Source organism: Arthrobacter sp. 05T47, assembly GCF_056395825.1.
Genome location: NZ_JBFTKG010000031.1, coordinates 1 through 12,883, shown reverse-complemented (window position 1 = coordinate 12,883; position 12,883 = coordinate 1). Strand labels below are relative to the sequence as shown.

The window sequence follows — 12,883 nt, the reverse complement described above, 5'->3', positions numbered from 1 at the left end:
CGTTTCGTAAACGACTCGGGTGGAGCTGGCGGGCTACGCGTCTGCGCGAGCGTTTCACGATTGGGCAAGATGTGGTTCACCGCCCTGGGCGTGGGTTGTTATTCCCCTGTTTAGTCACTTCGCCGTCCGACATTGCGTTTGCAGTAGTTGGTCTGGAACAAGACATGCCCGGGACATTGAATGCTGACGGGGGTGTGCCATCACGTAGAATCAGCAAGTGAACAGCCCGTATCCATCTTGGATGTATTATCCGAACAACAATGCTTATCCCGAGTGGGTTCGCGACCTAGCGGACGCCGTGACGCCTCTCGCAGATCGCCTTGATACGGATTCGGTCAATTCTTCGAGGATGCAAAGCGACGCCGTGTTAGCTCTGCTTCGTTCTTCGTTGGAACTGCTGGGTTATGCGGTTGAGACAGGCAAGAAAAACGCTCAGAAAATTCGCAGACCGGTCCTTTTCGGCGAAAATGGATTGGCCCGCGTGAGCTACGAAATTGACGCCTTTCACGATGGACTTGGAATCGCCGTAGAGGTGGAAGCAGGAAGGGGAGCTTCCAACAATGCAGACTATAGAGACATACTACGCACATCGCTTCTGCTGGATGCGAACTACCTCGTATTGTTTATGCCGAAGAAATATAGGCACGGAACATCGAAAGTAACAACGATATCGGCATACGCAAATACTAAGAATCAACTGGATGCAATTTACGCATCTCAACGCCTGCGGTTGCCGTTTCTGGGCGTTCTTCTCGTTGGTTACTAGCGCGTAGAAAACGGGGCCGTTCTGGATCACCTGGCGGTTCATGTCATCAGCTTCGATGAGGGGTTTGTGGGCCTAAGTGTTCCCCGTTTTGGTGATCGGACCCTGTTGCCGGGACTGACCGGAGGATTCCTCGCCGGGGACCAGCCCGAGGTAGGAACCCACGGAAGAACCGGTGAAGCGGATCCAGTCCCCGATTTCCACGGCCGGCCCGACAGCGGTCGTCATTTGGATGCCCTGCAGGCACATCAATGCCATAATCACCGCGGCGTAGCGGCACGCCGCGGCCGTGGCCCTCACAACAAATCGTCTAGGTTCCCTCGGAGAGGGTTCGCCGCTGGCTGGGGCCGGAGGCAAAAGCTGTTATCGCCACACCGCACTTTGGAGAACAAGCGCTAGTTTAGGCTGAGGTATTCAGTAGGCCGCTGAGCCTGGTCGTAGCGCCTTAACCTTTCGGACTTGTCGAGAAATTTCGGTCACACCAAGTTCAAGATCGTTTCTAAGGTCCTCGAGATGGAACTGGTAGTGGTCCGGATTTCGAGAAGAATGATGCAGGTGCCGATTGCAGGCTGAGTGCATTGCTGACAGCAATCGGTGAGCACGAGAATTCGGCGGCAAGCGTTCTCGCGTTGACCGTATTTGATCGCGTATGTCTACGACGCTTTGGCTCGTCCTATCATAATCTTCAAATCCGCGCGCGCCTGGCATCTCCCGCGGAGCAATATTCCTGAGCGCGCGCCGATGGTTCAGATCGCTAACGAGATTTGTCAGCAACTGCCTCTCAGCCATACGCTGCTGGATCAAGAAAGTGCCGTAAGCAATGGCAACAGTTAGCACCGCCCCTACGACTGCGACCAAAACGTCAGGCCAAAAAGTCTCCCACATAGTCCGATAATCTACCCGTCCGCTCTGGGCATGCCGACATCTCCAGACGGTGTCTGCAAGTTGAGGTCTAGAAAAATACAGGACCTTTCGTCCTACCAGTCCCATCCTAGTGACAGCCAAACCGTCCGCGGGAGGGGGCAGTGGCGAGGGCGGGCACCAGTCGGAGGCCGACGTCCGGAAACGGGACGGGCACGACGAACAGGTGCCCGTCGAATTTGGCGGTGCCTAGGTGATGCATAGCCACAGCACGAAAGCCAAGGATGTTGTAGTTGGCGCTTACGTAGTGGAAAGCCCACCGGGTTACCGGCCAGAGGCGAACGTATCAGTGCCCGGCCGCGTTCTTTCAGGTCCGCCGGAGTCTGCGCGTCGGATGCTTGTAAGGCCGTGTCCCTGGACGACATGCCGTGGAAAGTTGCGTTTATTGTCGCTGGCGTCTGCGAGGCTGTACTGGTTGGCATAGCGGCCCGGAGGGCCCGCACGATCCGAGCAGTGTTGTTTGGATCGCGCTCTGCATCATGAGGATATGAATGAGCTCGGAAATAACGATGGTGCCGGACCCGCATTTGATGGAGTCCTTGCGCGCCGTTGGATACACCCTGACCACGGCTGTCGCCGACGTCATTGATAATTCCATCACGGCCGGCTCCACGAACGTGGAGATACGAGTCGGAAGTGAGCCAGAAGACTACTTGGCCGTTATCGACAATGGCACCGGCATGACAGCCGAGCAGGCCCAGCATGCCATGCGCCTAGCTGGTACAAGTTCTACTTCCGCCCGATCATCGACGGATCTCGGCCGTTTCGGTCTTGGCCTGAAAACAGCTTCATTGTCACAATGCCGGAGACTGACGGTTGTGTCCCGACGAAATGGCGTCCTCTGCGGCTACGAGTGGGATCTCGACCATCTACAGAGAACGCAGTCGTGGAGTTTGATCGAGCTCGACGACAAAGAGTGTGTTGGTCTCCCTGGGTTTGAACTGCTTAACGAGCACGGTTCCGGAACCCTGGTGTTGTGGCGAAACCTTGACATTTTGCAAAGCACACATGGCGACTTTGACACCGGGCTGAACCGTGCTCTCGTTGAGCTGCGAGACCATCTTGGATTGGTGTTCCACAGATTTCTTGCAGGCGAGCATGGAAAGCCATTGCAGATGGCACTCAACTCACGTCCTGTCGAGGGCGCGGATCCACTGATGCCCACTCATAAAGCAACCCAAGTGGGCCCCGCCGAACAAATAACGGTTGACGGCGGATCAGTAGTTCTCCAAGCATTTACACTCCCCAATCTGAACAAGCTCACACAAAAACAGCGCCAGCTCGCCCAAGTGAGCGGGTCTTTGCGTGACAGCCAAGGCTTTTACATCTATCGCGAGAAGCGTCTTGTGATCTGGGGAACATGGTTCCGAATTATGCCCAAGCAAGAACTTGGCAAGTTGGCCCGTGTCCGCGTCGACATTCCAAATACTTTGGATCACCTCTGGTCCCTCGATATTAAGAAGGCACAGGCAGCACCACCCACCATCATCCGCGAACGGCTTAAGAGCGTGTCAGAAAAAATGATCGCCCCAAGCCGCCGAGTCGCCGAGTATCGCGGGCGTATTACATCGACCGGGACTGTCATTCCGGCTTGGAACGTTGTGGATCAGGATGGCGCGTTCCGTTACGAAATTAATCGGAAGCATCCGCTGGTTTCCGCGATGGCTGACGCTGCTGGACCGGGTGGACTCAAGTCATTCCAAACGCTTTTGGGCCTCCTCGAACGCAGTTTCCCTGTTGATCACGCGTACAACCTTCTTGGTCAAGATTTCACCTACGCCCCGTCCTCTTTAGCCCATGCGGATTTGGTCGTTGAAGCCACAAAGATATGGAAATGCGTCTCACTTTTGGGTTCTACACCAGATGAATTTGTGGCAAGTTTCGCGGTCTCTGACCTGTTTAGCTCAGCCGCAGACCCCGAGAGCCTCCTTCGAAAGGTTGCACGAAATGAACTCTGATCTTAAGGATTTGTCCGAGTCTTTGGACCGCTTGGAGCAGGCCATCCATGCTTGGAACGTTGACCCCCTAACTCAGGAACCACGTCCGGGAATTACGGAGGAGGCCATCCGTAAAGCCGTTGTAAGCTTCGGGACCATGCAGGTTCCTGGTGCCACGGATGTTCAGCTTGAGGGCGTCGCCCTTCGACTTATTAAGTCTCTGCTGGCCACAATCGAAATCGGCACCTTAGTGACCAAGGAAGACCACGTTCCGTGGCTGGATGAAGCACGATCATCGATTGTATGGACGCGATGGCGGGCATATCGGAAGCTGCTTGCGAAGAAGAAACGGTCTTCCGACGTTCTCAACAAGCTAGACAAATTCACGGACGAAGTCCTCGACCTTGCAGGTAATCCACTTCAGGATGGTAGCTGGTCCCGGAGAGGCCTCCTGATCGGTGACGTCCAATCCGGCAAGACCCAAAACTACTTGGCGCTCATAAATAAAGCAGCCGACGCTGGCTATCGGCTCGTCATCATATTGGCCGGCAACACTGAGTACCTCCGTCGCCAGACCCAAGAGAGGGTGGACGAGGGAATCCTTGGTCGGGACACGCAGGTCTTGGCGTTCAATGGATCCACTTCTACAGGGCAAAGGTCCACCATCGGTGTGGGTTTGATTGACAAGAAGGTCCTGAGCACACAAAGCATGACGACCATGGCGATGGATTTCCTGCAAGCCACGAAACGCGGAACCGCCATAACGGTTTCCAAGAACTCCAATGAACCATTCGTTTTCGTAGTGAAGAAAAACAAATTTGTATTGGAAGCATTGGCTGGCTGGGCACGCAACCTGGACGCCGACAAACCTAAGGTGGATGTCCCGCTCCTCCTTCTCGACGACGAATCGGATTACGCTTCAGTCAACACCAATAATGAAGGTGATGATCCAACCGCGATCAACAAGGCGATACGGTCGTTGCTAAACCGCTTTGAGCGTTCGTCTTATCTCGCCATCACGGCTACGCCGTTTGCAAACATTTTCATCGACAATGAAGCTGAGATGACGATTACCTCAGATGAAGGGGAGGAAGAGGAGAACGTTTTAGATCTTTTTCCAGAGGACTACATTTACGGGCTCGAAGCACCGTCGACGTATGTTGGAATAAAGCGGATCTTCGGAACGATTGACGAGCCCGACGATTCGATACTCCGCCCACTCGACGACGCGCACCATTGGCTTCCTACCAATCATAAGACCGGGCATGTAGTTACATCCCTGCCAAGAAGTCTGAGAGCCGCCATACGCTCCTATCTAGTGGCCAACGCGGTCTTGGATCTCAATGGCAATGCTTCGCTTAAGCGATCAATGCTTGTCAATGTTTCACGATTCAAGAATGTCCAAGCCATCGTCGGCGATCTGGTTGCCACGGAGCTGGCTACGCTCAAGGACGCGCTTGAGGTTCACGGGGCTACTTACTTGCAAGGCGTGCCCAACTCATCAATCGATACCGTGCATGAGACTTTTCAGGACGAATACCAAGACTGTGGCTATACGTGGCACCAAATCGCGGAAGTCCTTCACTCTGCAGTCAGCCTCATCCGTGTCAAGGTGTACAACTCAGACCCGGACCGGCTCGGGGTCGATATCGAGTTTGAACCGGACGTCCCAGCTCGACAGATCGCGGTTGGCGGCGACCTCCTGAGCCGCGGCTTGACCTTGGACAACCTTGTGGTGAGCTACTTCCACCGATCCGTTCGCGCAGCGGACACGATGATGCAAATGGCTCGTTGGTTCGGCTACAGGGATGGATACGAGGAATTATGCCGTCTATGGATCTCCTCAGAAACGGCAGACAACTACAGGTTCGTAGGGGACGCTGTCGAAGAACTGCGTGGAGAGTTGAAGCTCATGAAGACTTCTGGGCGCACACCACGAGAATTCGGCCTGGCAGTTAGGGAAAGCCCTGAGGCCCTCCTGATCACAGCCCGGAACAAGTCGCGAAGTGCGATCTCAGCAGACAAGACCGTCGACCTCCGGGGGCAGCGGCTCGAAACCACGAAGCTCACCGATAGCATCGACCAGCAAAAGAAAAATCTCGAAGCCCTTCGGACTTTTTCGGACATTTTGGCCGCGGACTATGTGCCGTTGGACAGGGACATATATAAGTGGCCCCGCTATAACGGGGTGGACCGCGACCATGTCGCGCAATTGCTATCGGGTTTCCGACCTAGCGCAGCGGATGCCTACTTTAACGATGGTGTGTTAGTCAATATGGTGCAGAACGCCACTCATCCCAACTTCTCAACATGGGACGTTGTATTCGTGGAAGGTGAACGCTCCCGTGGCGCCATTCCGAATCTGAGCTTGGGCGCAGTTGACCTTGTGATGCCACAGCGAACCATTACCCATCGGCCCTTCGTTTCTGGGTCCAACGGCCGGCGCCAAGGTACTCGCAAAATTGCCGGTTCGGGGGAATGGCTGATTTCGGACAAGTCGTCGAGGCTGGCAGGTAGAACCGACCTTCAATCCATGATTCCCGCTGAGACCCTTCAGACCATAGTCGATGGCCGTCCAAACAAATCGACCGCCTTTGCCGAGGACCACTTCTATGAACATCTAGCGCGTCCCATTCTCTTTGTCTACGCGCTGGCCCCTCAAATTACTCAAGTCGAGCGTTCCCGGACAAAAGATCCTGAGACCAAGAAATGGACTACGAGTGTTCAGAAGAGCGACCCCGCAACAATTGATGGGCTCGAAGCAATCGTGGCCCTCAAGATCGCATTGCCCAAGCCAGCGGATCAAGGCAAAAAGGATGAATCAGGAAAGGGTAAATACCTTCTGAACAAGGTTGCCCAGCGCTACGGCTTCCTCAACATCGAATCATGGTCGACAGCGTGACGGACGGCCGCCCAGTACACGGAAGCCTGGTGTGGAGCGCCACGGAGTGGGACACCAGGCGGTCGTCAAGCCATGTTGGGGCTTGGGAAGTCGATCCAAGCCTCCCGCTGCGGCTCTTCTATGGGCTTGAAACCACAGGATGGCTTACTTTTGGATACGTTGCGACAGCCAAGCCCGGAAGCCCTCCCCTCTCTTCGGCCGTCCAAGTCCACCGACGACAACGAGATCTCGACGGAAAATGGACGCTCTCGCTAACTCTTACGGCGGCAGAATCTGAGGCTGTTTTCAGGCAGTTGGCAGAACACATTTATGCCCGCGTGAGTGCGACCTCATCAGAGGCTGAAGGCGTCCATGCATTCATGGAATCGGTGTCCGAATGGAAGAAACTCTTCGCGACCCCGAACAGGATGTCCTTGGCGGAACTCCGCGGGTTTTTTGCCGAGCTGCACGTCGGCTTTGTGACATGCTCGACGATCGTGTCAGCCGCTGCCGCTGTGAGCGCATGGGAAGGTCCGTTCATGGCCGACCAAGACTTCCTATTCCCAGGATTCTCTGTAGAGGTCAAGAGCGTCCATCCAACATCGCGAGCTTTCGACATCGCCTCCGAGTACCAGCTCGATGGCGAGGACATCTACATTGCAATTGCAACCGTCCTCGATGAAAGGTCATCGTTTGCCGGGTCGATGACGTTGCCCGAGCTGGTGGCCGCTATCCGTCACCATTTCCATGGGCAGCCAGCCTTGGCCCAGTCGTTTGAGGACGCGCTAGCGCAACATGAAATCGATCTAAGTGATGCCTTCTACGAAGACACGCATCTGTCCTGCACAAGTGTTCGATTTTACGAGGTTTCCGGTGAATTCCCACGGATTACAGCCAGGATGGTTCCGCAAGGGGTCACCGGAGTCAGCTACAAAATACAACTAAGCGAAATTAGCGGATACGAACGCAACATCAACGATCTGGTACTGACACCAGCTGCCGAGGAGGAGGAATGACATATGGATCTCAACGACTATTACGTGGACTTTCAACAGGACGTCGCAACGGACGCGAGTGTGTCAGGTGATTACACACTAGACGCGTTCATTCGTCGCTGTGGTGAAATCTTGAGCGAAGCAGACCAGTTCGAGGAAATCCAAGTCCTTCAGTTCGAGGGAATCGGCCAAAGGAAGCGCAAGCTCCGGGTCCAGGGGTACGACTTATCTGCCTCTGACGACACGGCCAGTCTCGTCGTGGGCCTCCACCATGGAACACCTGAAATTTCGACCGTCACGACTACAGACGCCAAGAATGCATTGAAGGCCCTCCAGTATTTCCTAGACGAGGCCACATCCGGACAGTTTGAGGTCGATCGCGAGGCCAGCTCGCCGGCGGTTCAAGCGGCAATTGACATCCGGCTCCGACGAGCATCCATCACTAGGTTCCGGCTTCATTTGGTAACCGACGGCAAACTCAGCGACAGGCTGCGTGATTTGCCGAGCGAGGAGCTGAACGGTGTACCCGTCGATTTCTCATTCTGGGACATCGAACGATTCCATCAACTGCACGAGTCAAAGCAACAACGTGAAGCCTTACAGATCAATGTCACTGAATGGGCGCCGACCGGCATCCCGGCACTGGAGATAGCAGGCACGGAGGACTTCGCGACGTATCTAGCGGCCGTTCCTGGATCTTTGCTAGCGGATCTCTATTCAAGGCACGGCAACCGACTGCTTGAAAGCAACGTCCGGTCCTATCTGTCCAATCGAGGAAAGGTAAACAAGGGCATCCGCGACACTGTTAATGCGTCTCCGCACTTGTTTATGGCTTACAACAACGGGATTACGGCGACAGCTACGAAGGTGGAGATGTCCGCCGACCGTTCCTCCATTCTGAGCGTTGTGGACCTTCAAATTGTCAACGGCGGACAGACCACGGCAAGCCTGTTTTATGTTGGTCGGGAGCAGAAAGCCAAGGCCGTCTTAGCCAACGTAGTCGTACCCATGAAACTTGTGATGGTAGACGAAGACCGGGCACAGTCACTAGTTCCCAACATTTCCCGATTTGCAAATAGCCAGAATGCTGTCAGCGCCGCTGATTTCTTCTCCAATAGCCCTTTCCATCAAAGAATTGAAGACCTTTCACGGCGCGTACGGATACCGGCCGTGGCCGGAAATCGCATTCAAAGCAAGTGGTACTACGAGCGCATTCGCGGCCAATTCTCAAATGAGAAAACGCGTCGTGTACCATCAGAGGCTCTCCGGTTTGAGCAGGAGAATCCTAAATCGCAGATGTTTACGAAGACCGACCTTGCTAAGTACATGACATCTTGGGATCAAAAACCCCACATCGTCAGCGCCGGGGCGCAGAAAAACTTTCTAAACTTCGCGGTGGCCATTTCAAAGCGATGGGAAAGTTCTCCTGATGACTTCAATGATGAGTTTTTCCGCGACAGCGTGTCGAAAAACATTCTGTTTAACTCTGTCCGCCGGGAAGTTTCAAAGACCGCCTGGTACAAGGATGAGTCCGGATATCTTGCCAACATCGTGGCATATACGATTGCGAAGCTGGCGAATATAGTTGAAACTAGGGCAGGGAATAGCGTTCTTGATTTCTCAAAAATATGGAACCAGCAGGCCGTGTCCCCAAACCTCTTGGAGTACTGCGTAGAGTTAGCCTTCGATGTTCGGCGTGTCTTGGTATCCGAACATCGTTTGGTTCAAAACGTCACGGAGTGGGCAAAGCGCGAAGACTGTTGGACGCAAGTCCGTGCGATTCCGTCGCGGTTGCCTGACGACGCTTCGACCTGGCTTGCCGACCCGACAGCCGTAATTCGACGACAAAATATGGCTAAGTCGAATCAAAAAATCGATTCGGGCATCCAAGCTCAGACGCGCATCGTAGAGACGCCCCGAGAGCAATGGCTTGAACTGGAGGCCTTCCTTTCGAGGGTGCGCGTGGCAACCCCAAAAGAAACTTCGATCCTCGGCGTCTGCACCGGACGTCGGTCTGGCATTCCGACGGAGGCCCAATCGAAAGCGCTTCTGCAGCTCGTGGCCCGAGCAAACACCGCCGGATTTGATGGGTTTACCATTTGAGGCACAACCCCGACGTGAGTCTCAAGCTCGGGTCATGACCGACGGCTGGCCGCCTGTGGATTGAGGTTGGCCAGCCGTTTGCTATCGCTCCGAGCGCGGGTCTAACCATCAGCCTTTGGACTACTGAATAGCGAACCCAACATCAAGGCGACTTGGTCGGCGATCTTCCTCGCCAGAAGTGGGGGCACGGCATTGCCTACTTGGTGGAACTGCTGAGTTCTCGATCCCTCAAAGAAGTAGTTATCCGGGAAGGTCTGTAAACGAGCCGCCTCACGAACGGTAAGACTCCGTCCCTGAACCGGATCCGGATGAATGTAGTAATGTCCATCCTTCGATATGTGCGACACCACAGTCGTTGATGGCTGGTCCCACACTTGAACCCTGAACCGGTCAGTAAAAGGCGTATTCTCTTGGCTGATGTTGTTGTGATCCGGGTGTAACGACTCGTGCAGATCCGAGTACTTCGGGCTTCGCCCAAGCTCCAATGCTTTGGCCGCCATGACGCGGTAGCGGACTAGGTCCGAAATCATGTGGGACCGGGGCACATGTTGCACAGGGGTCGCCACGTTGTCATCTTCGAGCCAGCTACGAAGTTCCTTCGCTGACTGGTTGTCGGAGTCCGTCAGATTCAGCCTAGGATCGATAATTTGCGTGGCAGCAGCAATTGCCACAGCCAATTCGTTCTCCCAGTTCAACATTCGCTTGGGTAAGCGGCCAGAAGGGCTGGAGACTCGTGACGGAAGGCTACCAATTGCATCACGGACCGAAACTGGCTTGCTCGATGGCTCCAATGTCCTACGGGGAATTCGATGTGCGAGATCGCTTCTGACACCCAAGAGAATGACACGGTGGCGTTTCTGCGGCAGTCCGTGTTCTTCCGCTCGAATGATGAAATCCTGAGGTTGAAGGTCTTCAGGATCGACGTCAACGACCAAGGATCGGATCTCGTAACGAACACCGCCTGGAAGATTCCGAAGGTCATCCAATATTTTATGGAACATACCTTGGCCCGCGTTCCTAGAAGACAGCAAACCTTTGACGTTCTCCATCACGAATATCGACGGCTGAAACTCATCGAGAATGTGGAGGTATTCCCTGTACAGGAAATGCTTGTGGTCACTTTCAAACGTTTCATCACTGGTCCGCCTAGACCGTCCGACCAACGAGTACGCTTGGCAAGGGGGGCCCCCAATTAGGACCCAATGCCCTCGACTCTCAATTGGACCAAGTTTTTCCAAGATGGTGGAATCGACACTCTTTCGTGCGCCTTCTCCGAGCTCGACTTGGAATACGTGCTCCGATGCAGATTCATGGGCACTACGGAACGCGCCATGCAACGTTTCCGTCCAAGTGGCTTGGCCAGTTACGTACTTGTAGTACGGAGCCAAGTCGCCGTTCTCTCTAAGTGCCCTGAAGGTCGAACGAAGCTTCAGAGTCCTGCACGCAAGTGCATCCATCTCGAAGGACGCCACGCTATCGAAGACGCGCCCACCGTTGACATCGAGGACACTGCAAAAACCCTCATTGAGGCCGCCAGGACCAGCGAACAAATCAACAATCGGTATCAAGGCATCCTCTATCAACTAACAAACGGAGCTTCCAAGATACCAGGCATCCCCGACAACAGCGACGTAGCTCGCAAGGGAGGAGTGAGGGGAAGCCACCAGCCCTCCACCGCGGAATTCGAGCGCCACCGACGAAGCCACCGGCCAGGCCGTCGTCGCGTTCGTCATCCTGCGCGGCGACATCGTGGACTCCGGCCGGGATCGTCCGCGACGTGGGCCAAGTGCGGGACACTGGAAGTCCCGAGCCACGAAAGCGGGCCACCTTGATTAGTCTCCAGCACGATGCCGACGGCTTCACCCGGCCGAGCCCGTGGGACTGAGCGCGGCCGGCGGCGCTGGCCATCTCGATCCGCTGCTGTATCCGTGGGACTCGCCCGTGGCCTCGGGTGTCATGCAGGGCAATGAATTTCGGCCCCTTGAGCTTTCAGTCGGGCTAGATGAAGCCCTCGCGCAAGCCCGCGCGGCACCCCTGGACGCCCGTTCCCTGGTGGTCTCCATCGGCTCGAATTCAAGCGCCGACGTGATGCGGCGGAAATTTGCCAACTACCACCAGCCCGTCAACGCGGTCCTGCCGCTGGTCCGGGGGCAGCTCCACAACATCGGCGTTGGCCACTCCGCGCACGTGAGCAAGGCCGGCTACATCGCCGCCGCCCCGTATCCGCTGCTGGGGGAGTGCACAGCGGTCTGGCTTGCGTGGCTTGACGATCTCCAACTTTTGGCCCTCGACGAGACGGAGCCCAACTACCGGCGGATCCGGCTCGACGGCGTAGCCTGCCCGCTCGTGGCGGAGCACGGGGACCGTCCGGAGGAGTTTTCGCTGTTCGCCTCGCGCTGGGGCGTGCTGACCGACAGCGACGGCGGGAAACTTCCCTTCCTCGACCAGCCTGCCCTCTTCGAGCGCCTCGCCGGCAGCGGCACCGGGGGCTTCCTGGAGGAGGGGAAGTCCGTGTTCGGCGGGCCGCCGGAGCTTGTAGCCGAGCGACTCGCGACAACCGCGGTCCAGGCCCGGGCCAGGGAATGGTTCAGCTCGGCCGGCCTCGCCGCGCCTGTGTACTTCGACGGGCCTTATAGGGCGTAGCCACCCCTCTGGAACGCCGCCGTCACCGGACGGCGGTGTTCTGTGCATTGTTCTCCGCGATGTGCTGCGCAATGTATTCGGCATCGCGGCCCACGCCCGCCACGATGGACGAGCCGTGCCCGGTCAGCCACGGCAGCCCGACGGCGTACAAGCCCGGGTGTTCGGTGACGCCGCGGTGGTGCCGGGGGTAGTTCCATTCGTCCAGGACCGGGATGTCCAGGATGCTGAAGTCCAGCCGGTAGCCCGTGGCCCAGAGAACCGACGTGACGTTGGCGGCCTCGAGGTTCAGCCGCGCCGGTTCCGAAGGAAGCCAGTCGTCCGTGCGCTGCGGCTCCGGCTCCGGCGCGGTCATGCCGGTGGCGGCAATATAGCTGTCGAACATCGGCTTCATCCGCTGGTAGAACGCAGCCTCCACTAGGCCCAGGCGTTCCGGAAGGTCATCACTGAAGACGAGGTCGCCGTCGTCGGCTGCTTCCAAATGGCCGTGCAGCCGGACGCCGCGGCGGCCGAGGTCCCGCAGGTGGATGTTGTGGCCGCCGTCGGCGCCGGACACCAGCGGGTTGCAGGCGAACCTCGCCGCGGGGGAGGGCAGCTGCCCAACGGTGAGGCCGTTCAGTCCGAAGTCGGGGCCGAATTGTGC

8 protein-coding genes and 1 pseudogene are annotated in these 12,883 nt (G+C 56.3%); 6 read left to right on the top strand and 3 right to left on the bottom strand.

Translation table 11 applies throughout. From position 1 onward, the window contains the following. Nucleotides 1–217 precede the first annotated feature (217 nt). Nucleotides 218–766 (top strand): hypothetical protein, encoded by a 549-nt coding sequence (locus AC1DEY_RS17840; RefSeq protein WP_476869125.1) that lies wholly within the window; start codon nucleotides 218–220, stop codon nucleotides 764–766. A 72-nt stretch (nucleotides 767–838) separates the two neighbouring features. Here AC1DEY_RS17840 and AC1DEY_RS17835 read toward each other — a convergent pair whose 3' ends face one another. Beyond that, nucleotides 839–1,012 carry a transposase gene (locus AC1DEY_RS17835; protein ID WP_476869159.1) on the bottom strand — a complete coding sequence of 58 codons (174 nt, stop codon included), beginning with the start codon at nucleotides 1,010–1,012 and terminating at the stop codon, nucleotides 839–841. 1,163 nt (nucleotides 1,013–2,175) lie between these two features. On the opposite strand from AC1DEY_RS17835, the gene AC1DEY_RS17830 reads away from it, so the two are divergent. Genes AC1DEY_RS17830 through AC1DEY_RS17815 form a run of 4 tightly spaced genes read left to right on the top strand, consistent with a single transcriptional unit; the run spans nucleotide 2,176 to nucleotide 9,600 of the window. Then, nucleotides 2,176–3,642, top strand: coding sequence for an ATP-binding protein (locus AC1DEY_RS17830; protein ID WP_476869124.1), 1,467 nt, complete (start codon nucleotides 2,176–2,178; stop codon nucleotides 3,640–3,642). Beyond that, nucleotides 3,632–6,523, top strand: a complete 2,892-nt coding sequence (locus AC1DEY_RS17825) for a Z1 domain-containing protein (protein WP_476869123.1) — start codon at nucleotides 3,632–3,634, stop codon at nucleotides 6,521–6,523. Before AC1DEY_RS17830 ends, AC1DEY_RS17825 begins: the two co-directional genes overlap by 11 nt. After that, entirely contained in the window at nucleotides 6,508–7,518 is a 1,011-nt protein-coding gene (locus tag AC1DEY_RS17820; RefSeq protein WP_476869122.1) for a PD-(D/E)XK motif protein, read from the top strand. The genes AC1DEY_RS17825 and AC1DEY_RS17820 overlap by 16 nt, the downstream gene beginning before the upstream one ends. Before the next feature lie 3 nt (nucleotides 7,519–7,521). Then, nucleotides 7,522–9,600 carry an AIPR family protein gene (locus AC1DEY_RS17815; protein WP_476869121.1) on the top strand — a complete coding sequence of 693 codons (2,079 nt, stop codon included), beginning with the start codon at nucleotides 7,522–7,524 and terminating at the stop codon, nucleotides 9,598–9,600. Between the two features lie 101 nt (nucleotides 9,601–9,701). On the opposite strand, the gene AC1DEY_RS17810 is transcribed toward AC1DEY_RS17815, so the two are convergent. After that, complete coding sequence (locus tag AC1DEY_RS17810) at nucleotides 9,702–11,057, bottom strand: DNA cytosine methyltransferase (RefSeq protein ID WP_476869158.1); 1,356 nt, start codon at nucleotides 11,055–11,057, stop codon at nucleotides 9,702–9,704. A gap of 418 nt (nucleotides 11,058–11,475) precedes the next feature. Here AC1DEY_RS17810 and AC1DEY_RS17805 point away from each other — a divergent pair, with 418 nt between their 5' ends. Next, nucleotides 11,476–12,243: a hypothetical protein gene (locus AC1DEY_RS17805; RefSeq protein ID WP_476869120.1), complete on the top strand. Its 768-nt coding sequence runs from the start codon at nucleotides 11,476–11,478 to the stop codon at nucleotides 12,241–12,243. Between the two features lie 22 nt (nucleotides 12,244–12,265). Here the strand turns inward: AC1DEY_RS17805 and AC1DEY_RS17800 are convergent. Next, a pseudogene (locus AC1DEY_RS17800) lies at nucleotides 12,266–12,883 on the bottom strand (FAD-dependent oxidoreductase); the annotation flags it as partial.